The organism is Dehalococcoides mccartyi CG5 (assembly GCF_000830885.1).
Lineage (GTDB): Bacteria > Chloroflexota > Dehalococcoidia > Dehalococcoidales > Dehalococcoidaceae > Dehalococcoides > Dehalococcoides mccartyi_B.
This window is the reverse complement of the sequence record NZ_CP006951.1, coordinates 550087-576739: the sequence shown is the minus strand read 5'-3', so window position 1 is coordinate 576739 and position 26653 is coordinate 550087. Positions and strand designations below refer to the sequence as shown.

Below are 26653 nucleotides of genomic sequence, written 5' to 3'. Positions count from 1 at the left end.
AGTCTTAAATTACATCATCAAAGGAGATATTAATGACCAAAACCTCTACCGGTTTGCAAGAAAATGTTGCCGGATTACTGTGTTACGTACTCGCCTAGGTTTCCGCTATCATATTCCTTATCCTTGAGAAAGACAATAAATTTGTCTGCTTCCATGCGTATCAATCACTGGTGGTTTTCGGTTCACTTCAGATTATCGTCTTGGTTTTTAACATAATACCTGTGCTTGGCGTATTTATCAGCTGGGCAATAAGCGTACTCTCATTTATACTGTGGATAGTCCTGATAGTAAAGGCTTCACAGGGGCTTAAATACAAACTGCCCATTGCGGGTGATATTGCCGAACGCTGGGCAAACAAATAACCTAAACCCGGGGATAACATTAAGCCAGACGCGAAGTCTGGCTTTTTTATATTAGACAGATTTTTTATTAACCCAGAATATATTTTACAAAACCCAGCACCAAAGATAGTCCGCACAGCACAATCCCTGTCAGACTAAGGCGGTGACGGGGAGAACGCAGCATACCGCCTACCCCTAATCCCAAACCGATAAGCGCAAAGAATAAATTGAAAAAATTAATCGTCCCCAGCAGAGGAATTAAGCCCACTCCCATACTGACCAGACTAAAAAGCCCTATTACAAAACTGGCAATACCCATACACCCTATCTCCTAGAGGGTATTTATATCAGAATATAACCGGCTTTGCAAAACAACATCCAGCCTTAATGTGCCTATACGTATATGCCACTTACTTACATGGTGTCTGCATGTTTGACGAAAATGCACTTATAACTTATACTTACGGCGTTTAAAAATAGAAGATCAAAAAAAGAAAAGGAGAAGACTGTGGATCTTTCCTGGTTGGTGTGGACAGCAGGGCTGATTGCCGTGCTATTTGCCCTCTACCTGATTCGCGATGTTATGCGTCGTGATTCCGGTACCCCGGCTATGCAGGATATTGCCGGCCGTATTCTTGAAGGCGCTGTTGCCTTCTTGCGGCGACAATATCGCACCATTGCTATTCTGGCCGTTGTGGCTGCGGTAGCTGTGGGTGCAGTGGTTGGTTTGCTAGGTGGCGAACGCGGGTTGGAAGCCTATGGCATAACCGGAATCGGTATTGCCTGGCGAACTGCCCTTGCCTTCCTGGCAGGTGCTCTGTGCTCTGGTATCTCCGGCGTTATCGGTATGTACATCTCGGTGAAATCAAACCTTAGATGTGCTGCCGCTGCCGCAAAAGGTGGCCTCTCTGAAGCTGTTACTGTAGCTATCAGAGGTGGCGCTGTTTCCGGTTTCCTTATTGTAGCCTTAAGTTTACTGGGTGTTGCCGGCATCTACTACATGTACGGCGGAAACCCCGAAGTAACTCCCCATCTTATCATCGGTTTTGGTTTCGGTGCCAGCTTTGTAGCCCTGTTTGCCCAGCTGGGTGGAGGTATTTATACCAAGGCCGCTGACATGGGGGCTGACCTGGTTGGTAAAGTTGAAGCCGGTATCCCCGAAGACGACCCCCGCAATGCCGCAGTTATCGCAGACCTGGTGGGCGATAATGTAGGTGACTGCGCCGGCCGCGGTGCTGATTTATTTGAATCTACTGCCGCCGAAAACATAGGTGCTATGATATTGGGTATTACCCTGTATCTGGCTACCGGAAACGCCGCATGGGTACTCTTCCCGTTGGTTGTCCGTGCCTTCGGCATCTTGGCCTCAATAGTGGGTATTATGTTTGTACGCGGTAAAGATAACGAAAGCCCCATGAATGCCCTCAACCGCGGCTATTTTACTGCTGTAGGTTTATCTATAATCGGTATCTTTATAGCTAACCAAACCATTGGTGGTGACCTGTGGCTGTTTGGCGCAGGCGTTATCGGTATCCTGACCAGTGTAGCCATGGTTTTCATAACCCAGTACTACACTGAATTCCGCTATAAACCGGTACAAGAAATTGCTAACGCTTCACGCACCGGTGCTGCTACCAATATCGTTTCCGGTACGGCTGTCGGTCTTGAGACCGCCATGCCTACCGCTATTACTATTGGTGCCGCTCTGCTTCTTTCTTACTGGATGGGCGGACAAACCGGTATCGCAGGAGGCGCAGTGTTTGGTACTGCCGCTGCTACCATGGGTATGCTTATGACCTGTCCCTTCATTCTGGCCATGGATACCTTCGGCCCTATTACCGATAACGCAAACGGTGTTATTGAAATGGCCGGAGTAGGCGGCAAGGTAAGAAAAATTACTGACCGTCTGGATGCCGTTGGTAATACCACCAAGGCTTTGACCAAAGGTTATGCTTTGGCCTCTGCCGGTCTGGCCGCCTTCCTGCTCTTTGAAGCCTATCTGGAGCGGGTTGCCTTCCTTCGCGGTGAAACAGAGATGATGGCAGTCGACCTTTCACGTATAGAAGTATTCGTAGGTGGTTTATTGGCTGTTGCTTTGGTATTCTTCTTCTCCGCTGTAGCCATCAAGGCTGTAGGCAGAACTGCTTCCAAGATTATTGAAGAAGTACGCCGTCAGTTCAAAGCTGACCCCGGTATTCTGGCGGGAACTTCACGCCCGGATTATGCCCGTGCAGTGGATATCACCGCTGCCGCCGGTCTGCGCGAAATGATTTTCCCCGGCCTGCTACCCGTACTTTCTCCCATAGTGCTGGGTGTTTTCCTGAAACTGACTGGCTATGATTCAGCTATGGCCATTGCCGGATTCCTGATGGTTGGCACCATAGGCGGCATTATGATGGCTGCATATCTGAATAACTCAGGCGGTGCTTGGGACAATGCCAAAAAGTACATTGAGACCGGCGAAATGCTGGAAAAAGATGGCAGTCCTGTTCTTAAACATACAGTCACCCACGCCGCAACCGTGGTAGGTGATACAGTAGGTGACCCCTTCAAGGATACTGCCGGACCGTCAATCCACGTACTGATAAAGTTGCTCTCCACCATTACTTTGGTATTGGCACCTCTCTTTATCTAGTAAAATAGTTAGTTAAAATCAAAGCCCCCGGGTTGCAAGACCGGGGGGCTTTGATTTTATAACATATTAACGGTCAGGCTGAAGCACCCACTGCTTTAGATTCCATTTCTTTTGCTACACACTTAGTGCAGTCCTGATGCACATATTTTTCCCGATATTCATAGAGGTTATTTTCGTCCTCTATCCGAATGACCCTTTCCTTTTTACATTTGGGGCAGGCGTTTATTGTAACTTTCATGGCGGCCTCCTCCACTTTAATTGACTCAAACACGGTGGGGTAGAGAGTCTGTATGTGTTAGAAGGTTACAATAGTTGACCATCAAAGATAATGCGTATTAGTACTTATTTGACCTATGGGAAAACACCTATTTTTAAATAAAAATTAACAACTTTGCTTTATTTATAATGACTTTGGCACAGTAATATCCTATACTATAGCTAGGAATTTTTATGCAGATATACGAAAAAACCATAAATGTTGTGATAGGCACTACCAATTTGCCCGGTGATTTGGCTATACCACCAGAACCTATAGGGCTGGTGATATTTGTACATGGTTCAGGTTCTAACCACCAGAGTCCGCGTAACCGTCAGGTTGCTCATCAATTAAACAGCTACGGGCTGGCTACCTTTCTATTTGATTTGTTGACACCCAAAGAGGATATGGTGGATATCCTTATTGCCAATACCCGCTACAATTTCCGTTTTCTGGCAGACAGGGTTATAAAAGTAACCGAAATGCTGAAGGCCAGAGAAGAAACCCAAGACCTGCCGTTAGGTTATTTCGGGGCAAGCACCGGGGCCGCAGTTGCACTTTATGCATCCGCATTACTGCCCAGACAAATTAAAGCCGTTGTCTCAAGGGGGGGAAGGCCTGACCTTGCCAGAGAACTGCTGCCCATGGTGGAATCTCCCACTTTATTTATAGTTGGCGAAAATGACTCTCAGGTATTAAAGCTGAATACCCAGTCTCAAAAGCAAATGCGCGCCCCCAACCATCTCTGCATATTACCGGGAGCCGGTCACCTTTTTGAAGAACCGGGTGCATTGGAAAAAGTAGCCGAACTGGCAGGTGGCTGGTTTATAGAATACATGGAAAAGCAAGTTTAAGGAGGAAAGATGAGCAGTCTACTGGTCTACTTGATAGTGTTGGTGCTTGTCTTTGTTCTGGATCTTATCTGGATTGGATTGATTGCCAAAAAATTTTATGTAACCGAACTTTCTCCTATTGCCCGCTGGAGCGGAGGAGGGATGTCACCTGACTGGCCTTCGGCCATACTGGTTTATCTGCTTATCAGTTTGGGTATCGTAGCCATGGCACTGCCTTTAGCGGAAGATAATATTTTTGCTGCTCTGGCGTATGGCGGCCTTTTCGGGTTTATTACTTATGGCATTCACGACTTGACTAATTATTCCACCCTTAATAGCTTCAGCCTGAAAATGGCTCTGGTAGATATAGGCTGGGGGACTTTTTTGGGTGCTGCCGCCGGTTTAACAGGCGGTATTTTGTATAGTCTGTAACCTTTCTAGGAGTTTGCCTGTTTTTCTGCCAACAAAGAAAGGGTAATAGGAGGCAACATGGCTAACAAGAAAGCTAAACAGTCTGAATCAAACCAGTTGCAAACCTTTAAGAAACTGCGGGTTTACAACCTCGTTATGGGTAGTTTCCATTTGGCCCAGTCAATACTTATTCTGTTTCTTAGCAACAATTTTTCGCTCCCGGTCACTACCAACTTTATTGGCGGCGGCCCCGGCGGCATTACTTTTAAACCACCGGAAATGCTATTTGACCTGCCCATAGGCCCTATGGTAGCTATATTCCTATTGCTTTCGGCCATAGCCCACTTCCTGCTGTCTTCACCGGGCGTATTTGAATGGTACAAGACAAACCTTAGCAAAGGCATTAACTACGCCCGCTGGTATGAATATGCCTTGAGTTCCTCCATTATGATTGTCCTGATTGCCATGCTTAGCGGCATATATGACGTGGCTACTTTGATTGCTATTTTCGGGGCAAATGCCGCCATGAACCTGTTCGGGCTGATGATGGAGCTTCACAACCAGACTACTCCCAAAACCAACTGGCTTTCTTATACTTTCGGGTGTTTTGCCGGATTTATGCCATGGGTAGCTATCAGTATTTATTTCTTCGGAGCAATATCACAAGCCAGCGATAATATTCCAACCTTTGTTTACTTCATTTTGCCTACTCTGTTCATTTTCTTCTTCAGCTTCGCTTTAAATATGTGGCTGCAGTACAAAAAAGTAGGCAAGTGGCGGGATTATCTATTCGGTGAGAGGGTTTATATATTCCTGAGCCTTACAGCCAAGACAGCTCTTGCCTGGCAGGTATTTGGCGGAGCACTGGCGGGTGGTTCTTAAGCTAAATCATATAGCTACATAAGATTAATTATTTACCTAATAAAAAAGCCCTCTTTTGAAAGAGGGCTTTAGTTTAGAGAAAATGGTCGGGGTGAGAGGATTTGAACCTCCGACCACCTGAACCCCATTCAGGTGCGCTACCAGGCTGCGCTACACCCCGACTGTGCAAGATATGGTAGCACAGAGATTAACTTTGAGCAAGTCTGAATTTTTGTCCGGTAAAGCTAAATATGTTATAGTTATAGTGTAATTTTATAAACTAATTCGTAAACGGAGAAATGTTTCATGGCTATCCGCCGCATCTGTGAGTTGCCTGAGCCAGTTTTAAGGAAAAAAGCCAAAAAAGTGCCTTCTATTGATGGTTCTATCCAAACTCTCATTGATGACATGATAGAAACTATGAATAGCGCTGACGGAGCGGGGTTAGCCGCCCCTCAAGTAGGCGTATCTTTAAGGTTAGTGGTTTTCCGTGAACCAGATACCAAAGAAGCCACCGTGCTTATCAACCCGGAGATTGTCAAAAAAGAAGGTCAGAGACAGGTTACCGAAGGTTGTCTCTCCATTCCGGGTTATTTTGGTGAACTTACCAGAGCCGAAACAGTAACTGCCAAAGGTCTTGACCGCCATGGCAAGGCCTGCCGTATAAAAGGAACCGGTATTGTAGCCCAGCTACTGGAACATGAAACCGAACATCTGGACGGTATCCTTTATATAGACCACCTTGAGAGTGAAGACCAATTGCACGAGATAGGGCCGGATGATGAAATGCCCGAAGAAATCCGTGAATAGCCAAACGAATAGGACTGTTATATATGCCTTTTTCTCATAACCCGAAACTAATGTTTCAGAGTGATTTTGACGGCACCCTTACCGAAGGGGATGTAAGCTTTTTAATACTTGAGAAATATGCTCAAGGTGATTGGTGTGCCATTTTACGCGAGTATCAACAAGGCAAAATAAGTGTGGGTGATTTTAACTACAGGGCTTTTGCACTGGTAAAGGAAGACAGGGAAACACTGGTTGAATTTATCCGCAAGAATGCCGTACCCAAGAAAGGCATATATGAACTTATCAATTACTGCCGCCAGGAAAATATCCGCTTTTCGGTGGTAAGCAATGGATTAGACTTTTATATTCATACCATGTTGGAAGAACTGGGATTTAAGGATATTGAGATAAACGCTGCTCGTACACTTTTCACCAGTAACGGGCTGGATGCCCGCTATTACGGCCCCGACGGCAAAATGGTGGAGAATGGTTTTAAGGAAAGCTATACCAATCATTTTATCTCACAGAACTATCAGGTCATTTATGCAGGCAACGGCCCTTCGGATTTCCCACCCGCCAAACTTTGTGAATATACTTTTGCTACGGATATGCTTCTAGACCGCTTTAAACAGAGCAATTTACCCTGTTATCCGTTTCAAGACCTGCATGACGTTGTATCCCGTCTGAAAACAATACCCCGCTAGGGGCGGTTGCCAAAGATACGCGTGCCCAACCTAACCAGATTGGTCCCTTCCTGAACGGCCACTTTGTAAGAGACTGACATGCCCATGGAAAGAAACTTAAGCTCGGTGTTCGGCAAACCCATAACAGCTATTTCGTCAAATTTTATCTTGGTAAGACGGAATATGGTGCGGAGTTCCTCAGGATCTTCCAGTGCCGGCCCCATAGTCATCAAACCGGCCAGTTTAAGATTAGACAAGCCGGATATCCGCTTTGCCAGTTCTACAGTTTCTTCAGGCAATACCCCTGATTTCTGTTTTTCCCTGCCGCTGTTTATTTCTATAAAAACCGACATAACTTTATCAATTTCGGCGGCTCTGCGATTTAGCTCAGATGCTATTTCAAAGCTATCCACTGTTTCCACAACTGAGAACAGTCGGGCTATCTTTTTGCATTTATTTGATTGGAGTTTTCCGATAAAGTGCCACTCGGCCTTATCACCGATAAAAGGATAGGTTTCTTCAGCCTCGGAGAGATAGTTATGCCCGATAATTTTTACCCCAGCGGCTATAGCAGCTAATATTTCAGCCGGTTGGCGTTTTTTGACAGCTGCCACAAGCACTACGTCAGGCGGTAGCTCCGCCAGAATATCTCTTATGTTTTGGGCAATATTTTCGTACATGCATTCACCGTCAACCCAAATTATTTCCGCATTGAGGACAGAACTTCATACCGGCTTCTATTCTTGATTCACAATTTGCACATTCGTACCGGGGTTTTTCCATCTCCAGTTCCACCATCAGTTTTTCCATCTGTTTTTTGCTAAGCAGGCGAGCTTTCACCGTGGATTGGAGACTTTTATCAATTTCAAACCGCTCATGGCAATGGCCGCAATACATGTATTGCTTACGGGAAAAATCAAAGGTGGGAATAAAATAAACCGTAAGTTTTTTGCGTTGCTGCTCGACAGTCATTACGGAGGTGGTCTTGCATCCCGGACAGGTAGTGACCATATATCCTAAAATATCAAAGTAAGCTTTGTTTCCAAACAGAACAATCATAGAGTGATGTTATAATGGAAAGGCCCGCTTGTCAAACTGATTATCTGTCTTTAGCTTGAGAGGCACATCACAAAATGTTAATATGTACTTTCAAAGTGGGGGAGTGCCGGAATTGGCAGACGGGCATGACTTAGGATCATGTGTCGAAAGGCGTCGGGGTTCGAGTCCCCGCTTCCCCACCACTAAATTCAAACCTGAAATCATAGCTCAACATAACCCCCAATTATCTTTCGCTATGCCAGTATATTATTGATCACCCGGCAAAAGGTCTTCTAGGACAACAATTGATTACCTTCAAGTACTATATCAGCAGGCGTTCTTCACATCCACAGAAACGAAGGTTTACAAATTATATAAAATATTGCCAATCCAATTTGGCAGCATTATCTATATGTTACTAAGCAGTATTTTTTCTTCGGGTAATTTAACACAGATATATTTACCCATTTCTACTAAAATTTCTACAATGTAACCCATTAAGACTTCTTTACATAATAGAATTTATTCTTGATCACTCATGATTTCGTATTGACTCTGCCTTGAGCATAGATTAGACTACACGTGAGTGATATATAAGTACTTGCTTGTTTAATAGTGCGTTTTAATTGTCAGAGCTATATATAGTTTTTGGCAACGGCTATTTGTGGCATTGGTACTACTAGCCGGCCAAGGAAAGAGGATGAAATGGAGAATAAAAGCCCCGCTCTGGGTCAGCATGTAGACCAACCCGGTCCCAAGATTATGACCAAGCCTCTGCCTATCATTCTGGACGAAATGGAAGCCAATATCCGCGCTGCCGCGGAAGCTGCCAGACGTGCAGAGGAAGCAGCCAAACAAGCAAGTGCATCTGCCGGTACTTCTATGCGTGCCGCTGAGGTGGCGGAAAAACGGGCTGAAGATGCCCGGCTTGCAGGCGAAAACGCTGCAGCGGTAGCCAAAAAAGCTGCTGCCGAAGCAGTTGCTAAAGCTGCCGAAGCTACTGCAAAGGCTCAGGAAGCTATTTTACGTTCAGTAGAAGCTGATAGGGCCGCAGTAAAAGCAGCTGAAACTTTCAAGAAAGCGGCTGAAGAAGCCAGCGAAAAAGCTAGAGCCTCTGCCGCTGAGGCAGCTGCTCAAGCTAGTTTATCTGCTGAAGAAGCCGCCAGACGGGCTGAAGAAGCCGCCATGCGTGCCGAAGAAACGGCTAGAGCCGCCATATATGCTGCTGAGGAAGCAACTGCTAAAGCTGATGAAGTTGCCCGTTCCTCAAAAGAAGCTGCCTTAGCTGCCCAAAGAGCCGCTGAACAAGCTGCAATCAGGGCTGAAGAAATTGCAAAAGCCGCCAAAGAAGCCCTTGAGAGGCTTATTAAACAGGCTGAAAAAAACAGTGTTGAAGTTGCAGCCGCTATAGCTGCCGCCAAATCTGCCGGCAAAGATGCCACTATCAAACTAACTACCGAAGCAGGTAAAACCGCTGATGATGCCGGGCGCAAAGCCAAGGAAATGGCGATATCTGCTTTACACTTATCTGAACAATTGTCCCACAAGGCTGAAATGGCCGATGTGGCCGGAGATGAAGCCATTGAAGCTGCCACCAAGGTTAGCGGCAAATTGGCAACAGCAGTTGATGAAGCTGGCCGAATGGCCAAAGAATCTGCTGCCAATGGTTTTAAAATTGCCGAAAACATGGCTCAGCAAGCTGTATCTGCAGACAAAGCCGGCGATGATGCTATCCGGACTGCTATGTCCATCTTGCAAGAGCTAGCTAGCCGGGCTGAAAGCACCGCCAAATCTGCCGCTGAGCGAGCCACCGGTGCTGAAGCTACCGCCAAAGCTGCTGCTGAACGGGCCACCGGCGCTGAAACTACCGCCAGAGCTGCTGCAGATAGAGCCGTAGCAGAGGTATCACGGGTCAGGCAGACAGCCGAAGAAGTTGCCCAAAGTGCGCGTAGAGCTGCTGAAGAGGCACTTGCCAAGGCCGAGGAGGCTCTGGTCAAAGCCGTCATCAAACGCCTTACCAGCTGGGAATGGATCGTAATTCTGGTAGTAATTAACCTTAGTATAGTATTCGCAGCAGTACTTATTGCTACTGCTCTTGGCGCCTTGATTTAATAATATATCTTGTTGATGGTCTATTACGGGTGATATAATCACTTCGTGGTGGTCAAACCTGATACAAAAGCCTCTCAACCGTTTAACTCGGCTGGGAGGCTTTAGGTTTTTTGGTTAATAATGGTGAGAGGAATCTAAAAAATGGAAGGAAAGAAAAATATTTCTTCAAATAATGAGCCTGTTGCCCAACCCAAGATTTTAACTAAGCCCTTACCCCAGATTCTTGATGAAATGGATGCTAATATACGTGCGGCTGCCGAAGCCGCCCGCCGGGCACAAGAAGCGGCTGTCACTGCCGGCAAAGCTGCTGAAAGTGCTACCCATGCTGCCAATTTAGCTGAAAAACGAGCAGAAGATGCCCGTTTGGCTGGTGAAAAAGCAGCTGAAACCGCTACCAGAGCCGCTGCTGAAGCTGCTGCTGCAGCCGAAAAAACTGCTAAATTAGCTACTAACGCTGCCAATGAAGCCCTGAAAGCCGCAGAATTAGCTTCCCGTAAAGCTGAAGATGCTGAAAGAGGGGCAGCTAAGGCTGCTGATGATTTTAAAAGAGTAGCGGAAGAAGCTGCTAGACGTGCAGAGGCCGCCAGTCAAGCCGCCCGTGATGCAGCAGATAATGCCATACTTGTGGCTGAATCCGCCGCCCAAAGGGCTGAAGATGCCGGTGAAAATGCCCGTCAGGCAGCTGAAAAAGCCATTCGCGAAGCCCAAGATGCCACGATTGCGGCTATTCAGGCTTCGGAACTGGCGACCAACGCTGCTGAAGACGCTGCCCATAGAGCCGAACAGGCTTCTGCCTTAGCCAGAAAAACCGCTGAAGATGCTACTAATGCTTCTCGTGAAGCAGTGTTAAAAGCTGAAGAAGCTGCTCGTAAAGCCGAAGCGGCTAGTTTAGCTGCTACCAATGCAGCTGAAAATGCTACCAAATCTGCCAGTGAAGCAGCTAAAAGGGCCGAAGCCGCCAGTCTGGCTGCCAAAGAAGCTGCCGCTATGGCTACTGCCGCCGCTATGGCTGCTGCTAAAAAAGCAGAGGAAGCCAGTGCTATTGCGAAATCTGCAGCCGAACAAGCTATAAAAGCAGCCAATGAGGCTGCACTTAGAGCCGAAGCTGCGGCCAAAGCCGCCACCTTAAAAGCAGAGGAAGCCCTTTTGGCTTCAAAAAAAGCTGCCGCTGAGGCTATAGCTTCAGCCAGTGAAGCTGCTATGTCTGCGGCTATGAAATCTGAAGCGGCGGTTGCCGCTGCCAAGTCTTCGGCTGAAAAAGCTATTTTGGTAGCTGAAGATGCCGCCCGAAAAGCTGAAGCTGCTGCTGCTGAGGCATCTAAAAAAGCCGAGAATGCCAGCCTGCTTTCCACTCAAAAGGCTGAAGATGCCATAAAAGCTGCCGATCTAGCGGCCAAACGGGCCGAAGCGGCTGCTTTGGCTGCTACACAAAAAGCCGATGAGGCCGTTAAAATTGCTGGCGAAGCCGCCAAACTGGCTGCTGCCAATGCCACAAATGCTGCCAACGAAGCAGCAAAAAGAGCTGAAGCTGCCGCTGCCGCTGCTACTAAAAAGGCTGAAGAAGCTATAGCAGCTGCCAAACTAGCTGTTGATGATGCTGTAAAGGCTGCCACCAAAGCCGCTGAAGATGCCGCCAAGAAAGCTCAACTAGCCGCAGAGGAAGCTACCCGCAGAGCTGAACAGGCTTCTGCCGCCGCCGCTGCTGCTGCCGCCGCTGCTGCTTCGAGGGCAGAAGAAGCTGCCTATAAGGCTGAAGATACCGCCAAAGCCGCCAAACTGGCAGCTGAAGAAGCTACCAACCGGGCAGACGAAGTAGCTCTCACTGCCAAAGAAACTGCTTTGGCCAATAAAAAAGCTGCTGAGGCATCTGCTATCCGGGCCAGCCAGATAGCTTTGACTGCAAAGGCAGAGCTTGATAAAACCATTCTGGCCGCTAATAAGGCTGGAAATAATGCTACTGAGGCAACTGCTGCTGCCAATACGGCAACTACTGAAGCCAATACACGGAAAGATGCTAACAGTGCCCGTAAGGCAGACGAAGCCGGCCGCAAGGCTAAAATGGCGGCTACTGCTGCCCTTCAACTGGCCGAAGAAACTGCCCGCAAAGCTTCCCTGGCTGAGATGGCCGGAGATGAAGCCCTTGAAGCCGCAACCAGAGTCAGCGGTGACATTGCCAAACGGGCTGAGGATGCCGGATATGCTGCTAAGGAATCCGCCAAGTCAGGGTTTAAGGTAGCTGAGGAAACCCGCAAAAAGGCTACTTTGGCTGATGAAGCAGGGGATGCCGCTATCCATGCTTCAATGAGTATTATTCAGGACCTTATAAACAGAGCTGAACAGGTGGGTATTGATGCCAAACGTTCAGCCGAAGACTTTGCCAAAATATCCCGCTCTCAGGCAGAAGCTATGATGCGTGATGCCCAGATGAAAGCCGCAGCCGAGGTTGAAAAAGCCCGCCGTGCAGCTGAAGATGCCGGTGCCAAAGCAGAAAGCATTGCCAATGCGGCCAAACTGGCTGCCGAAGAAGCTATGAGCAAAGCCCAAGAAGCTTTGGTCAAGGCCGTTATCAAACGCCTTACCAGCTGGGAGTGGATTTCAATCTTGGTTATCATAAACTTAAGTATAGTTTTTGCAGCCGTACTCCTGGCTACCGCATTTGGCGCACTTATCTAATAATATTGCCTAATTTGGCTTAGCCCATGTATAATTAGTTACAAAAGCTAACCCAGAGAGAAAAAGCCTCTCATTAACCGGAAACGGTGGGTGAGAGGCTTTTATTTAGATTAGAGGTGAATCTTATGGCCAACCAAATAGACGAATCAAAACCCATAAGCGACCTTGAAATCATGCGTCACTCCGCCGCCCATATTATGGCTGAAGCGGTCTTGTCCATGTTTCCTGAGGCCAAGCTTGGCATAGGGCCGGCTATTGATACCGGTTTCTACTATGATTTTGACCTGCCACGCACCCTCACTCCCGAAGACCTGCCGGAAATAGAAACCCGAATGAACCAGCTGGTTAAATCTAATCTCCCCTTCAGACGTGAAGAAATGTCCAAGGACGAAGCCCGAAAACTCTTTGCCAACCAGCCGTATAAACTGGAACTGCTAAATGATATAACTGATGAGACCGTAAGTATTTACCGACAGGGTAATTTTTGCGACCTTTGCCGCGGGCCTCACGTCAACTACACCAGCAAGGTCAAGGCCTTTAAGCTTTTGTCTATTGCCGGTGCATATTGGAGAGGTGACGAAAAACGCCCCATGTTGCAGCGTATATACGGGGCAGCCTTTCTGGACAAGGCCTCTCTGGCCGAATATTTGAATATGCTTGAAGAAGCCGCTAAACGCGACCACCGCAAATTGGGCAAAGAACTGGAACTGTTTTCACTTCACCAGGAGATAGGTGGCGGTTTGGTAAACTGGCTGCCAAACGGTGCCATAGTGCGCCATCTCATTGAAGAGTTCTGGAAGAAAGAACACCTGAAACGGGGTTATGACCTGGTCTATACACCCCATATAGCCAAAGTAGACCTCTGGAAGACAAGCGGCCACTGGGGTTTTTACCGTGAGAATATGTACAGCCCGATGGATATTGACGGCGAAGAGTATGTACTTAAACCGATGAACTGCGTTTATCATATACTCATGTTCAAAAACCGCACCCGCTCATATAAAGAACTGCCTATCCGCATGGCTGAACTGGGTACTGTTTACCGCTATGAACGTTCCGGTGTGCTGCACGGACTTTCAAGAGTACGCGGATTTACTCAGGATGATGCCCATATTTTCTGTTTGTATGATCAACTGGAAAAAGAAGTTGTAAAAGTGCTGGATCTGGCTAAATTCATGATTGATACATTTGGTTTTACCAAATACAAGGTTATGCTTTCCACCCGCCCCGAAAAATACGTAGGCGAGCTGGATAAATGGGAATATGCCACTGATATTTTGGCAAAAGCGCTGGAAGCCAACCAGATTCCTTATCAGGTAGACCCCGGAGAGGGTGTCTTCTATGGTCCAAAGATTGACATAAAGTTTGAAGATGCACTGGGACGTGCATGGCAAGGCCCAACTATTCAGGTGGATTTCCAGCTACCCGAACGTTTTGATGTAAGCGTAGTAGGCGAAGATGGCAAAGACCAACCGGTTGCTATGGTGCACCGCACAGTACTAGGCAGTATGGAACGGTTCATGTCCTGTTTGACTGAACAATATGGCGGGGCTTTCCCTGCATGGTTATCACCAAAGCAGGCTATAGTAATACCAATTGCAGATCGCCATACCGAATTTGCCGAAAAGCTGGCTTGTGAACTGAGGGAAGAAGAAGTAAGGGTAGAGGTAGACAGCCGCTCTGAGACCATGAACCAGAAAATCCGTCAGGCCCAGCTTGCCAAGATACCATATATGCTGGTAGTTGGGGACAAAGAGATTGAAACCCAGAGTGTAGCTGTAAGAACCCGCACCGGCAGCCAACAGGTAATGCCATTTGCAGAGTTTAAATCTATGCTCCTTGCTAAAATAAAAACCAAGTCAACTGAGATTTGATTACCTAGCTGAACTATGGTATATTTTGCCAGAATAGACACTTGTCCGTTAAGGAGGTAGCCAGGAATATTTAAGGAACTTCGCATCAATAATCAAATAACTGCCCGGGAATGTCGCCTTGTAGGTGACAAAGGTGAACAGTTAGGAATTTTGCCAATTTTACAGGCCCGGGAACAGGCCAGGAAAATCAATCTTGATTTGGTTGAAGTTGCTCCTACAGCGGTACCCCCCGTGTGCCGTTTGATGGATTACGGTAAATACCGCTTTGAACAAACCAAGAAGGACCGTGAGGCTAAGAGAACGCAGAAGGTATCCCTGTTAAAAGAGATACGTGTGCGTCCCAAAATTGGTGAGCATGATTTTGATGCTAAAGCCCGATCCGCCCGCAAACAACTTGAAAGCGGAGATAAAGTAAAGCTAACTGTTATGTTCCGGGGACGGGAAATAACCCACGCTGAACTGGGGCTGAGGTTACTTAAGAAAATGGCTGATTCGTTAACTGATATTGCAACTATAGAAGGACAACCTTCGTTACTCGGATCCAGAATGCATTTAACACTTTTGCCTAAGGCAGCTATCAAAGTGTCTAAGGTAAAGGAAGGACAGGAAACCGCGAATGCCTAAAATGAAAACCAGAAAGACCGCTGCAAAGCGCTTTCATGTAACCGGTACCGGCAAAATTATGCGCAGCAAGGGCATGAAAAGCCACCTGCGCCGTAATAAATCCGCCAGAGTACTCCGTCAGTTTGACGAAATGTCTCAGGTGGCCGGAGTGGACAGGGCTCGTATTCAGAAATTAATTCCGTATGGTGTAAGCTAACTAGGGAGGGGTATTACATTGGCACGTATTAAAGGTGGCTTAGCCACACATAAAAGACATAAGAAGGTCCTGGCCTTAACAAAGGGCCACGCTTCAACCAGACATTCGCTGTTCAAGCGGGCACATGAGTCCATGGTTCATGCCATGAGCTATGCTTTTGCCCACAGACGAGCACGCAAAGGTGATATGCGCAGGCTTTGGATTACCCGTATCAATGCGGCTGCCAGGGCTGAAGGGCTTACTTATGGTGAGCTTATATCAGGGCTTAAGGTTGCCGGTATTGATATAAACCGTAAAGTTTTAGCCGATATGGCCATATCAGACACTGTTGCTTTCGCCGCTGTGGCTGCCAAAGCCGCTGCTGCTAAAGCTAACTAAGCCTAAACCACCCAAATGGATAATTGACCGCTGTCGAAAAACAGCGGTTTTTCCATTTATTAAATTGACATACCCCATCTGCCATTTTACAATTGCATTAAGGGAGTGTGCCTTGAACAAAGAGCGGGCTTTTTACAAAGCCGTTAGCCGGTCAATCCAAAGTCTAAACACCCCGGCTGAACTTAAGGCAAAGCTGGAAGGGATTATCCGTCTGGCGGCACGGGCCAGTCATTGTGCCGTATCACTACTGCTTATAGATGCGGCAGGACAAAAACTTTCCCACAATATCTCCTTCGGTCTGCCCCAGTTTTATATCCACAAAGGCGTTCTTTCAGCCGCAGACAGCATAGGAGAAACGGTAAACATTCAAACTACAGCCATAACCGATGTCCAAAATGACCACCGTATCCAGTTCCCGCAGATGGCTTTAAAAGCCGGATTTTCTTCTATCTTGGGTAGTCCTATTATTTATCGGGAAAAAGTTATCGGCAGTATAAGGTTTTACTGCAAAGATTTTTACGAATTCAGCCAGCAGGATATAACTTTTGCTGAAAATATGGCACGTATAATCTCTTTGGCCTTTTGTACATTGCCGACAACCACAGCACCTGTGGATAACACTGCCTCAATGCCAGCTTCAAACCTGAAAACCGCCCAAAATATCACCTTTGCCCACCAGAGCGAGACTGAATTTGCCCGTTTACTGGATTTCTATAATATAGAGTGGATATATGAACCCCGTTCTTTCCCGCTGGATTGGGAAGGTGAACTGGTTACTGAAATGTTTACCCCTGATTTTTATCTGCCGGGGTTGGACATGTATATAGAGCTGACCACTTTGAAGCAAAGTCTGGTTACTACCAAAAACCATAAACTCAAAATGCTAAGAGAGCTTTACCCTGATATAAAAATAAGCCTGTTATATAAAAATGATTATGCACGTCTGTTATCCAAGTACGGGTGCGGCCCATTGGCTCAGACCAGAGCTCACGGCATAGACAGGGTGCTTTATACCGCCGGGGATATCGCCGAGAGAGTGGCCAGCTTGGCACGCCAAATATCTGATGATTACCCGGATAACCGCCCCATACTTATCGGGGTGCAAAGGGGATTTATCTGTTTTATGGCAGACCTAATACGCCAGATAGCTATTCCGCTGGATATAGATTTTATGACCATATCCTATTACAGCGGCAGCAATGCATCTATGGTACGCATCACCAAGGACATGGATCTGGAGGTAGCTGGCAGAGATGTGCTGCTTGTTGAAGACATTGTGGATACAGGCATAACCCTGAACTATCTGTTAAACCATCTCAGGTCTAAAAATCCTGCCAGCCTCAAGGTTTGCACCCTTCTTGACCGCAAGGTAAGACGACTTATTGACATAAATATTGACTATGTAGGTTTTGAACTGCCGGATGAATTTGTGGTAGGGTATGGGCTGGATTACCATGAGGAATACCGGAATCTTCCGTTTATAGGCATACCCGGTATAAAACAGAACCCCTGATTTTAAACCCTGATAAAATAGTTGCCCCAAGTAGCCTATGCATTCGGGACGTTTTAACCTTGGAGCTCCCTTTCGGTTTCTACCTACCCAGTTCCTGGACAATCTTCAGAGAGGGCTCTTTAGATTACCTAGCTCCGTATTTTGGTAGAACTTACTAAGGTTATCTGGGTCAGTTTCCGTCGCCATTGCTTCGGTCACTTGGGACAGTTTTAATATGCCACACCCGCTGATACACCAGCAACCGTATTTAAAACTATCCACACCTGTGTAAATGAAAAGGGCGCTCTCATACACCCTTAATTAGTTTAGTATTCGCAAATCTATTAAATATTTGACATATATGACGCTTGGAACAGGGGAAATATTTTTATAGCAGCAGGAGGAAAAATCAAGTGGCGTCCCCGGAGAGATTCGAACTCTCGGCCCACTACTTAGAAGGCAGTTGCTCTATCCAACTGAGCTACGGGGACACGACAAAATGCTACCATTTTACAGCTTTTAAGGTCAAGTTAAAGAGGTCGGTTTTTTGAGTGTATTATGCGGTAAACCCCGATACCACCCAGCACTCCTCCCGCAAGTATAGCTCCGAACCAGCCCAGCAAACACAAAGAGGTCACTATTACCCCTGCAATAGCCACCCCCAGACTGATATAAATCAAAGCCTCTTTGTAGTTAAGACCCAGTACTACTGCCACCAATGAGCCTGTCCAAGCACCGGTAACGGGCAGTGGTACAGCCACCAACATCATAAGCCCGATGCGTTTATACTTTTCAACCGGAGTGCTTCTTCTTTGACCCAAAGCATAAATCCACCGGGTAAAACCACGCATAAAACTGAAACGCTCAAGCAGGTTTAATACTTTTTCCAGCAAAACTAATATAACTGGTATTGGCAATAGATTACCTGCCAGTGCAATCAAGTACGCCCAATACCATGGTATACCAAGCACATTTATAGCCAGCGGCAAAGCCCCGCGTAACTCAGAAACAGGCAGAACTGCTGCCAGGAAAACCAGCAACTCCGGTGGTAACCCCAAGCCAAGCCAAAATTCTGATGACAAGTCCTTTTTATAACCTCTTTTGGCATTTTATATGCCTATTGTCCCCAAAACTCTAGCAAATACTGCTAGGATAGTCAACATTTTCTAGCTTGACTAGTATGAACACAACTGTTACTATAATTTGAATACAGGATTGGAAATTTCTATTCTACACAACTTGGAAATGTCAAAACTGCTAGACACAATAAATAGTCCCTCAGACCTGAAAAAGCTTTCTCTGGACGAACTAAGAGAGCTGGCTGTCCAAATCCGCGAAGAGCTCGTTAACCGAGTGACTTTAAACGGGGGACATTTAGCCTCAAGCTTAGGCGTCGTTGAGCTTACGATTGCGTTGCATCGCGTTTTTGAAAGCCCCAAAGATAAAATAATCTGGGATGTGGGCCATCAGTCTTATGCCCACAAGCTTTTAACCGGCCGCCGCGAACAATTTGCCACGCTTCGCCAGCATGGCGGATTATCGGGTTTTACCTGCCGTGATGAAAGCCCGCACGACCCGTTCGGGGCAGGCCACGCCAGCACCTCCATCTCAGCCGGACTGGGCATGGCTGTAGCCCGTGATTTGGCCAAAGAAGATTACAGCGTTATTTCAGTAATCGGAGACGGAGCCATTTCCGGCGGCATGTCTTTTGAGGCTATCAATAATGCCGGACATTTACACACCAAGTTTATAGTTATTCTTAATGACAACGGCATGGCCATATCTCCTTCTACCGGGGCTTTATCCAAGTTTTTAAATAATGTCCGCTTTGATCCGCGTTTTGAATTTGCCAAACGGAATGCCAAGCAAACCATAACTAATATGCCTTTCGGCAAAGCTGTTTGGGCTTTTACTAAAAGCATTAAACGCAAATTTGAAAAATCCATGCTACCTGGCAGTCTCTGGGAAGAATTGGGCTTTATTTACCTGGGGCCGGTGGATGGGCATAATATACGCGAACTTGAGGCGGCACTTAAACGCGCCAAAGACTTTGAATCCAAGCCGGTACTTATCCATATGATTACAAAAAAGGGCAAAGGCTATGATGATGCTGAAGCTGACGCTGTAAAATATCACGGAATCTCGCCCAAATCCGGCGGGTTGAAGAGTAGTCATGGGCTTTCCTATAGCCAGGTATTCGGTCAAACTTTACATAAAATTATGTCCCAAAACCCGCAGGTAGTAGCCATAACTGCCGCCATGACAGATGGCTGCGGGCTGGGTGAAATTGCCGCAGCTTTCCCTGACAGGGTATTTGATGTGGGCATTTGCGAACAGCATGCCGTCACTTTTGCAGCCGGAATGGCTACCCAGGGTTATATACCCGTAGTAGTTATTTATTCTACTTTCCTCCAGCGCGGTTTTGACCAGATAATCCATGACGTCTGTTTGCAAAAACTGCCGGTAGTATTTGCGATTGATAGGGGCGGCATTGTAGGAGATGACGGTAAAACCCATCAGGGTATTTTTGACCTATCCTTCATGTCTTTGATACCTGATATGGTTGTATCCGCACCATCTGATGAAAATGACCTGCAACATCTGATATATACCGCTGTCAATTCGGGTAAACCTTTTGCTCTTCGCTATCCCAGAGGATTTGGCGAAGGGGCTGAAATAGAAAGTAGTTTACATAATATACCAATAGGTCAAAATGAAATCCTGGTCAATGGCAGTGACGTAGCTATTTTAGCCACCGGTAAAAGCGTAGCTTTTGCCAAAGACGCCCTGGAAATACTGACCGAAAGCGGTATTAAACCCACTTTAGTAAATAACCGCTATATCAGCCCACTGGACAGCGAACTTGTTTTAAAAATAGCCCAAAGCCATAAGTACCTCGTTACAGTTGAGGAAAACGTAATCTCCGGAGGCTTGGGGAGCCGAATAAACACTCTCCTTGCAGAAGCCGGATTGGTGAATAAAATCAAGATTGCCAATATTGGCATACCGGATAAATTTGTTGAACATGGTAACCAAAGCCTGCTTCGTGCCAAATACGGATTAGACGGAAAAGGTATAGCCCAAAGAGTATTATCTCTGGTAGGCAATCCCAATGAAATGAAACACCCTCAAATAATTTGCCCATAGGGAAACCAACTACTGAAAATTATTAACCGCTATAACCCGAAACCACCTTAGGAAGGTTGGTGTCGGTTATGAATAATAAGACCTTTTCAGGAGCGTTCATGGAAAACTTAACAATCAGAGATTTAAATTTCTCTGGTAAAAAAGCTCTGGTGAGAGTGGACTTTAACGTCCCCATAAATGAAGAAACCGGTACTATCAATGATGATAGCCGCATACGGGCGGCAATTCCTACCATTGATTATCTGCTGGACCACCAGGCCAAAGTTATTTTATGCAGCCACTTGGGAAGGCCGGATGGTATGATAGTTGAAAGCATGCGCCTTGCCCCGGTGGCGAAACGCCTATCTGAAATACTCAGACAGGAAGTATTTACAGTCTCTGATTGCATCGGAGATGAGGTAGCAGCCAAGGTAGATGCGCTGGAAGACAGCCAGGTTCTATTGCTGGAAAATCTGCGTTTCCACCCTGAGGAAGAAGCCAATGACCCTATATTTGCTAAAAAACTGGCAGATCTGGCTGATATATATATAGATGATGCTTTTGGTACTGCCCACCGCAAACATGCATCTATTGTAGGGGTTGCCAAATACCTGCCGGCTGTGGCAGGCTTGCTCCTTGAAAAAGAACTTAATGCTCTGGGGAAAGTACTTGAACATCCTCCCAGACCGTTTATGATATTGCTGGGCGGTGCCAAGGTAAGTGACAAGGTAGGCATGCTGGAAAACGTAATGGATAAGGTGGATACCATTCTTATTGGCGGAGGCATGGCAGCCACTTTCCTAAAGGCTCAGGGACTTGAGATAGGTGATTCGCTTATTGATGATAGTCTGGATACCGCCAAAATGCTTATGGACAAAGCAAAGTCAAAAAATGTTAAAATTATTTTGCCGGATGACGTGCTGGTTACATTTGATAAAATAGGCCCTGAGGCCAGAGCAGAAAATGTGAGTGTTGAAAATATACCTCACACAGCCAAGATTGTAGATATTGGTCTTCTTACGATTACCCATTTTACCAAGCATCTTGAGAAATGCAAGACAGTCTTCTGGAACGGTCCTATGGGCATTTATGAAATACCCCAATTTTCAGAGGGTACACGGGCAATGGTAAATACTATGACCCGTCTTCATGCCACTACCATTATCGGCGGAGGTTCTACCGCCGAGATTGTAACTGAACTGAATATTGCCAGCAAGATGAGCTTCGTCTCCACCGGTGGCGGAGCTTCACTCAAGTTTCTCAGCGGTGAGAAATTACCTGGCGTAGAGGTGCTTGCAAAGAAAAATGAATAAATTAAATCTTGTCAGCCAGCTTTCACAAACTACTCCCAGCAAGATTGTACTTCTAGTAATAGACGGATTGGGCGGTTTGCCACACCCCGAAAGCGGGCAGACCGAACTTGAGACCGCCCGTACCCCCAATCTGGATGAATTAGCCCGCAAAAGCATCTGCGGTATGGCGAGTCCGGTTGCGGCCGGTATAACCCCCGGTAGTGCCCCCGGCCATCTGGGACTGTTCGGTTATGACCCGGTTGACTGCCTAATAGGGCGTGGGGTATTGGAAGCATTGGGAATAGATTTTGACCTAAAACCGGGAGATGTGGCCACTAGGGGCAACTTCTGTACAGTAGATAAGCAGGGGCTTATTTGTGACCGCCGAGCTGGCCGGGTTTCAAGCTTAGTCAGTGCCAAACTTTGTACCCTTCTGGACGGACAGGAGTTTGATGGTATCAGGGTAATTGTAAAACCGGTAAAAGACCACCGTCTGGTAGTTATATTCAGGGGTAGCGGTTTATCTGAAAAGGTTACTGATTCAGACCCCCAAAAACTTGGAGCTGTTCCCGAAGAGGTTAAACCCTTAGCTGAAAATGCCCGGCTTATGGCAAAAGTAGCAAACCGGTTTTTGCAATTTGCAGCTAAAACCCTTAAAGACCATGCCCCGGCCAACATGATACTGCTGCGGGGATTTTCAGAAAAACCCTGCTTTGCCACTATGAACGAAATTTATAAACTTAAGACGGCCGCGATTGCCAGTTACCCCATGTACCGGGGACTTTCAAAAGTGGTAGGCATGGACGTATTGCCTACCGGTTCAATGCTAAGTGATGAAATAGCCACTTATAAGGCTAACTTTGAAAAATACGACTTTTTCTTTCTTCACGTCAAAGCCACAGATGCCGCCGGTGAAGACGGTGACTTTGAACGCAAGGTCAAGGCACTGGAAGAACTGGACCAGATACTACCTGAAATATTGAGTTTAAAACCGGATGTGGTAGCCATAAGCGGTGACCATTCCACCCCGGCTGTTATTCAGGGTCACAGCTGGCATGAAGTACCGGTGCTTATTTATTCGAAATATTGCCGTCCGGACAAGGTCTGCCGGTTTTCGGAAACAGACTGCCTGCAGGGCGGACTAGGGCATATACCAGCCAGTGATATTATGCCGCTAGCCATGGCTAATGCCCTTAAACTTGGCAAATTCGGAGCCTAGGAGCAAGCTTTATGAGGCAAATTATTATTGCTGGAAACTGGAAAATGAATACCACTCTTTCCGAAGCTTGTACACTTGTTCAGAGCATGAAATGCGAACTTGAGCGGATAGAAGGCATTGAGAAAATAATCTGCCCGCCCTTTATATCGCTGTATCCCATAAAAACCATGCTGGAAAATAGCAGCATCAAACTAGGTGCTCAAAACCTTTTCTATCAGGAAAAAGGGGCTTATACAGGTGAGATATCCCCTCTGATGCTGGAAGAACTCTGCCAATACGTTATTATAGGCCACTCTGAAAGACGGGCATATTTCGGTGAAACAGGACAGGTGGTCAACCAAAAGATAAAGGCCGCTCTTCAGGCTGGCCTACTCCCGATAGTATGCGTGGGCGAAAAGCCTGAAGAGAATGAAAACGGCCAAACCCGCCAAGTATTGGAAACCCAGCTAAAAGAGGCTCTGGAAGGGCTTAACCTCAGCTGTATCATAATAGCCTACGAACCCATCTGGGCAATCGGCACCGGCAAGGCCGCTACCGCTTCAGAAGCCAACTCTTCCATTGGTTATATCCGCCGGGTGCTTGGTGATACTCTTGGTAATGCCGCAGCCCAAACTTCTCCTATACTATATGGCGGCAGTGTAAATGAAAAAAATATTACCGAAATTCTTTCTCAGACGAATATTGACGGGGCTTTGGTGGGTGGCGCTTCCCTAAAGGCTGAATCTTTTGTAAGCATTTGCCGCCAAGCCGCCGTTATTCAAAATAAGCACTAAAAAGAAACTCAGCAAATTCTTCAGCGTTCCTAAACCCTTTTTAAGCCATACAGGGAGACCAATGAGTATAATTGATAGCACCACCGGTGCAAACGCCTCAAATTTGCCCCTGTCGCCTTTACTGGTCATTCTGGGCAACACCGGCTCAGGTAAAAGCGCTCTGGCTATAAATTTAGCAAAAGTTATCCCTGCCGGCATAATAAATGCGGATAGCCGCCAGATATATTCCCGGATGGATATTGCCACCGCCAAACCCACCCTGTCAGAAATGTTAGAAATACCTCACTATCTTTACAGTTTTATTCAACCTGACCAGCCTTTCAGTCTGGCAGAATATCAGACACTTGCTTATCAGGCTATAGATAGTCTCCATACCCAAAACCGTTTACCTGTATTGGTAGGTGGGAGCGGGCAATACCTGAAAGCCGTGCTTGAGGGTTGGAGTATTCCCCCGGTAGCCCCTGATGAAACCTTTCGTGCCGCTCTATTCGAAAAAGCGGAAAAAGAAGGGGGAGATGTCATTTTTACAGAACTAGAAAAAAAGGACCCGCAGGCTGCTACCCAGATAGACCCCCGCAATATCCGCCGGGTTGTACGGGCACTGGAGGTTATCCACAAAACCGGAGGAAAATTTTCTGGACTCCTTATCAAAAATCCACCGCCGTACAGGGTATTTAAGATAGGTATACATATACCCCGTGAAGAACTTTACCGCACCGTTGACTTGCGGGTAGAAAAAATGTTAGAACAAGGTCTGGAGGCGGAAGTTCGCTCTCTGCTGGAAAAAGGCTATAAAGCCAGTTTGCCATCTATGTCAGGCATAGGCTACCGCCAGATAGCCAAATACATTGAGGGCGGTATCAGCCTGACGGAGGCAGTGGAACAGATGAAATTTGAAACCCACCGCCTTATCCGCCAGCAAAATACCTATTTCCGTCTGACGGATACTAATATACACTGGATAACACTTGAAGAAAGCAGGAGTAACGGAATTATCCAACTAGTCTGTGATTTCCTGGCTACGGAGAATAAAAATGAAATTCACTAAATTGCAAAGCGTAGGCAATGACTTTGTTCTCTTGGACCCGCAAGGTGAAGAGCAGGATTGGCCAAAACTGGCACTCCATATGTGCCACCGCCACTTTGGTGCCGGTGCTGACGGGCTGATGCTGATTTTGCCTTCCGAGAAAGCAGATTTCCGGATGCGCATTTTCAACGCAGACGGCTCTGAAGCCGAAATCTGCGGCAATGGCTTGCGTTGCCTTATTCATTATATAGCTGTAAACAAACTACTTGGCAACCTAGACGAACTGAGTATTGAAACTCTGGCGGGTATGCGGCACGCCCAGATATTTAAAGACGGACGGATACGCACCACCATGGGCAAACCCATGTTTGAAGCCCACCAGATACCTGTTGCCGCCGAACCAGATCCAAAGCACTATAACGGACAGCTTATTTCTGATTTTCCTTTAAATATAAATAACCGACGGGTGCTTGTTTCACTGGTATCTATGGGTAATCCGCATGCTATCCATTTTTGCACCAAACCGGTTGAAGAATTCCCTCTGGGTGAAGTGGGCTCACAGGTGGAAATCCATAAAGCTTTCCCAAAACGTACCAATTTTGAAGTTGCAAATATTCTTGATACCGAGCATATAAAAGTGCGGGTTTGGGAACGAGGGGTAGGGGAGACGCTGGGTTGCGGTAGCGGTGCATCTGCAGTGGCGGTTGCCGCCCAGATACTGGGATATGTCGGTAAATTCGTTTACATAAAGTTACCGGGCGGAACACTTGGAGTTGAATGGGACGGTCATGATGACGTTTATCTGACCGGAAAAGCTGAAATTATATACACGGGAGAATGGTTGAAAGATGAAATTATCTAAACGGATTGAGAATCTGCCGCCGTATCTTTTTGTCCAGATAAGCAAAAAGATAGCTGAAAAACGCGCCAAAGGAGAGGAAGTAATCAGTTTTGCCATTGGCGATCCTGATTTACCCACCCCGAAACACATCTTGGCGGAACTTTGCAAAGCGGCCGAAGATCCATCTAACCACCGTTACCCTGAAACCGAGGGGCTGCCAGTACTACGTAAAGCTATGGCGGAATGGTATCAAAAACGTTTCGGAGTAAAACTAAACCCGGACACCGAGGTTTTACCCTTGATAGGTTCTAAAGAGGGTATAGGGCACGCCGCCTGGTGTTTCCTTGACCCCGGGGATATTGCGCTGGTGCCAAACCCTGCCTATCCGGTTTATGCCATCAGCAGTCAACTGGCAGGCGCAGAGGTATTTAACCTGCCGCTAAACAAGGGGAATAACTTCCTGCCTAACCTGGAAGCCATACCGCAAAATATCCTTTCAAAGGCCAAAGTTCTCTGGATAAACTATCCCAACAATCCGACCGGCGCCGTAGCTGGCCTAAGTTTTTTTCAAGAAGTAGCTAATTTTGCCGCCAAACACAACTTGGCAGTTTGCCATGACGGACCTTACTCTGAAATAGCTTTTGACGGCTACAAACCTGTCAGTTTCCTTGAGGCTGACGGTGCCAAAGATGTAGGGATTGAGTTTCATTCCCTCTCCAAGAGTTATAATATGACTGGCTGGCGGATAGGCATGGCCGTTGGTAATGCCAAAATGATAGATGCCTTGAGACGTTTCAAATCCAACCTTGATTCAGGCATACCTCAAGCTATCCAGCTGATGGCTATTGCGGCTTTGAACGGTTCACAAGAAATTATAAACCAGAATTGTGCCATATATCAGCGCCGTCGTGACCGCTTGGTAGAATCACTACGCAATATAGGTATGGAGGTTACAGCCCCCAAAGCCAGTTTATACATCTGGGCACCTGTACCTGAAAGCTATACCTCAGCCAGCTTTGCTACAGAACTGCTGGATAAAACCGGCGTAGTCGTCACCCCCGGTACAGGCTATGGGACTGCCGGCGAAGGCTATATAAGGTTATCGCTGACCGTACCTGATGAACAGATTGAAAAGGGTATTGCCAAACTGGCTGGCTATAAAAAATCGTCTTAGACAAG

At 46.7% G+C, this 26653-nt stretch carries 26 protein-coding genes and 3 tRNA genes; 22 read left to right on the top strand and 7 right to left on the bottom strand.

From position 1 onward, the window contains the following. Positions 1 to 107 precede the first annotated feature (107 nt). Complete coding sequence (locus X794_RS07430) at positions 108 to 362, top strand: DUF4870 domain-containing protein (protein ID WP_309109377.1); 255 nt, start codon at positions 108 to 110, stop codon at positions 360 to 362. A gap of 67 nt (positions 363 to 429) precedes the next feature. Here the strand turns inward: X794_RS07430 and X794_RS02970 are convergent, their stop codons facing one another. Further along, positions 430 to 660 carry a hypothetical protein gene (locus X794_RS02970; RefSeq protein WP_011309251.1) on the bottom strand — a complete coding sequence of 77 codons (231 nt, stop codon included), beginning with the start codon at positions 658 to 660 and terminating at the stop codon, positions 430 to 432. A gap of 189 nt (positions 661 to 849) precedes the next feature. Between X794_RS02970 and X794_RS02965 the strand changes: the two genes are divergently transcribed. Further along, positions 850 to 2976, top strand: coding sequence for a sodium-translocating pyrophosphatase (locus X794_RS02965; RefSeq protein ID WP_011929022.1), 2127 nt, complete (start codon positions 850 to 852; stop codon positions 2974 to 2976). 73 nt (positions 2977 to 3049) lie between these two features. Here X794_RS02965 and X794_RS07375 read toward each other — a convergent pair whose 3' ends face one another. Further along, the gene (locus X794_RS07375; RefSeq protein WP_011309249.1) at positions 3050 to 3214 is read right to left on the bottom strand and encodes a hypothetical protein; all 165 of its coding nucleotides are present in this window, start codon (positions 3212 to 3214) and stop codon (positions 3050 to 3052) included. 212 nt (positions 3215 to 3426) lie between these two features. Here X794_RS07375 and X794_RS02960 point away from each other — a divergent pair, with 212 nt between their 5' ends. From X794_RS02960 to heR, 3 genes are read left to right on the top strand one after another with little or no spacing between them, the layout of a single operon-like run. Continuing rightward, positions 3427 to 4086 (top strand): dienelactone hydrolase family protein, encoded by a 660-nt coding sequence (locus X794_RS02960; RefSeq protein ID WP_011309248.1) that lies wholly within the window; start codon positions 3427 to 3429, stop codon positions 4084 to 4086. 9 nt (positions 4087 to 4095) lie between these two features. Continuing rightward, complete coding sequence (locus X794_RS02955) at positions 4096 to 4497, top strand: DUF2177 family protein (protein ID WP_041344468.1); 402 nt, start codon at positions 4096 to 4098, stop codon at positions 4495 to 4497. A gap of 57 nt (positions 4498 to 4554) precedes the next feature. Beyond that, positions 4555 to 5358, top strand: a complete 804-nt coding sequence (gene heR / locus X794_RS02950; RefSeq protein WP_011309246.1) for a heliorhodopsin HeR — start codon at positions 4555 to 4557, stop codon at positions 5356 to 5358. A gap of 83 nt (positions 5359 to 5441) precedes the next feature. Here heR and X794_RS02945 read toward each other — a convergent pair. After that, positions 5442 to 5518, bottom strand: a tRNA-Pro gene (locus X794_RS02945). Positions 5519 to 5643: 125 nt separating this feature from the next. Here X794_RS02945 and def point away from each other — a divergent pair. Together def and X794_RS02935 are read left to right on the top strand one after the other, a co-directional pair. Continuing rightward, complete coding sequence (gene def / locus X794_RS02940; protein WP_011309245.1) at positions 5644 to 6147, top strand: peptide deformylase; 504 nt, start codon at positions 5644 to 5646, stop codon at positions 6145 to 6147. Positions 6148 to 6170: 23 nt separating this feature from the next. Continuing rightward, positions 6171 to 6830, top strand: coding sequence for an MtnX-like HAD-IB family phosphatase (locus X794_RS02935; RefSeq protein ID WP_011309244.1), 660 nt, complete (start codon positions 6171 to 6173; stop codon positions 6828 to 6830). Here X794_RS02935 and X794_RS02930 read toward each other — a convergent pair. After that, positions 6827 to 7489 carry a YggS family pyridoxal phosphate-dependent enzyme gene (locus tag X794_RS02930; RefSeq protein WP_034376566.1) on the bottom strand — a complete coding sequence of 221 codons (663 nt, stop codon included), beginning with the start codon at positions 7487 to 7489 and terminating at the stop codon, positions 6827 to 6829. The genes X794_RS02935 and X794_RS02930 overlap by 4 nt on opposite strands. Positions 7490 to 7499: 10 nt before the next feature. Beyond that, on the bottom strand, positions 7500 to 7820 hold the full coding sequence (locus tag X794_RS02925) for a zinc ribbon domain-containing protein (RefSeq protein WP_226988266.1): 321 nt from the start codon (positions 7818 to 7820) through the stop codon (positions 7500 to 7502). A gap of 145 nt (positions 7821 to 7965) precedes the next feature. On the opposite strand from X794_RS02925, the gene X794_RS02920 reads away from it, so the two are divergent. From X794_RS02920 to hpt, 8 genes are all read left to right on the top strand, one after another. Beyond that, positions 7966 to 8050 (top strand) — tRNA-Leu (locus X794_RS02920). Positions 8051 to 8552: 502 nt separating this feature from the next. Continuing rightward, complete coding sequence (locus X794_RS02915; RefSeq protein ID WP_015407039.1) at positions 8553 to 9959, top strand: hypothetical protein; 1407 nt, start codon at positions 8553 to 8555, stop codon at positions 9957 to 9959. Between the two features lie 141 nt (positions 9960 to 10100). Beyond that, the gene (locus X794_RS02910; protein WP_011309240.1) at positions 10101 to 12632 is read left to right on the top strand and encodes a hypothetical protein; all 2532 of its coding nucleotides are present in this window, start codon (positions 10101 to 10103) and stop codon (positions 12630 to 12632) included. Positions 12633 to 12757: 125 nt separating this feature from the next. Next, positions 12758 to 14506, top strand: a complete 1749-nt coding sequence (thrS, locus tag X794_RS02905) for a threonine--tRNA ligase (protein ID WP_034376569.1) — start codon at positions 12758 to 12760, stop codon at positions 14504 to 14506. A 66-nt stretch (positions 14507 to 14572) separates the two neighbouring features. After that, positions 14573 to 15130 carry a translation initiation factor IF-3 gene (infC, locus tag X794_RS02900; RefSeq protein WP_077998058.1) on the top strand — a complete coding sequence of 186 codons (558 nt, stop codon included), beginning with the start codon at positions 14573 to 14575 and terminating at the stop codon, positions 15128 to 15130. Continuing rightward, positions 15123 to 15326, top strand: coding sequence for a 50S ribosomal protein L35 (gene rpmI / locus X794_RS02895; RefSeq protein WP_011309237.1), 204 nt, complete (start codon positions 15123 to 15125; stop codon positions 15324 to 15326). Before infC ends, rpmI begins: the two co-directional genes overlap by 8 nt. Positions 15327 to 15344: 18 nt before the next feature. After that, positions 15345 to 15704: a 50S ribosomal protein L20 gene (gene rplT / locus X794_RS02890; RefSeq protein ID WP_011309236.1), complete on the top strand. Its 360-nt coding sequence runs from the start codon at positions 15345 to 15347 to the stop codon at positions 15702 to 15704. 112 nt (positions 15705 to 15816) lie between these two features. Continuing rightward, the gene (hpt, locus tag X794_RS07280) at positions 15817 to 17217 is read left to right on the top strand and encodes a hypoxanthine phosphoribosyltransferase (protein WP_011929015.1); all 1401 of its coding nucleotides are present in this window, start codon (positions 15817 to 15819) and stop codon (positions 17215 to 17217) included. A 393-nt stretch (positions 17218 to 17610) separates the two neighbouring features. Here the strand turns inward: hpt and X794_RS02880 are convergent. Continuing rightward, positions 17611 to 17687, bottom strand: a tRNA-Arg gene (locus tag X794_RS02880). A gap of 39 nt (positions 17688 to 17726) precedes the next feature. Then, positions 17727 to 18278, bottom strand: coding sequence for a COG2426 family protein (locus tag X794_RS02875; protein WP_012984289.1), 552 nt, complete (start codon positions 18276 to 18278; stop codon positions 17727 to 17729). 163 nt (positions 18279 to 18441) lie between these two features. Here X794_RS02875 and dxs point away from each other — a divergent pair, with 163 nt between their 5' ends. The 7 genes from dxs (at position 18442) to X794_RS02840 (ending at position 26648) form a co-directional block, all read left to right on the top strand. After that, a complete protein-coding gene (dxs, locus tag X794_RS02870) occupies positions 18442 to 20343 on the top strand; it encodes a 1-deoxy-D-xylulose-5-phosphate synthase (protein WP_012984288.1) in 1902 nt (633 codons plus the stop codon). A gap of 98 nt (positions 20344 to 20441) precedes the next feature. After that, complete coding sequence (locus tag X794_RS02865; RefSeq protein WP_034377008.1) at positions 20442 to 21635, top strand: phosphoglycerate kinase; 1194 nt, start codon at positions 20442 to 20444, stop codon at positions 21633 to 21635. Continuing rightward, the gene (locus tag X794_RS02860) at positions 21628 to 22833 is read left to right on the top strand and encodes a 2,3-bisphosphoglycerate-independent phosphoglycerate mutase (protein WP_011929011.1); all 1206 of its coding nucleotides are present in this window, start codon (positions 21628 to 21630) and stop codon (positions 22831 to 22833) included. Before X794_RS02865 ends, X794_RS02860 begins: the two co-directional genes overlap by 8 nt. Positions 22834 to 22844: 11 nt before the next feature. Further along, the gene (tpiA, locus tag X794_RS02855) at positions 22845 to 23606 is read left to right on the top strand and encodes a triose-phosphate isomerase (RefSeq protein WP_034376572.1); all 762 of its coding nucleotides are present in this window, start codon (positions 22845 to 22847) and stop codon (positions 23604 to 23606) included. 61 nt (positions 23607 to 23667) lie between these two features. Then, a complete protein-coding gene (gene miaA / locus X794_RS02850; protein WP_034376574.1) occupies positions 23668 to 24654 on the top strand; it encodes a tRNA (adenosine(37)-N6)-dimethylallyltransferase MiaA in 987 nt (328 codons plus the stop codon). Next, on the top strand, positions 24641 to 25495 hold the full coding sequence (gene dapF / locus X794_RS02845) for a diaminopimelate epimerase (protein ID WP_011929008.1): 855 nt from the start codon (positions 24641 to 24643) through the stop codon (positions 25493 to 25495). Before miaA ends, dapF begins: the two co-directional genes overlap by 14 nt. Further along, a complete protein-coding gene (locus X794_RS02840) occupies positions 25482 to 26648 on the top strand; it encodes an LL-diaminopimelate aminotransferase (RefSeq protein WP_011309226.1) in 1167 nt (388 codons plus the stop codon). Before dapF ends, X794_RS02840 begins: the two co-directional genes overlap by 14 nt. The last annotated feature ends 5 nt before the right edge of the window (positions 26649 to 26653 follow it).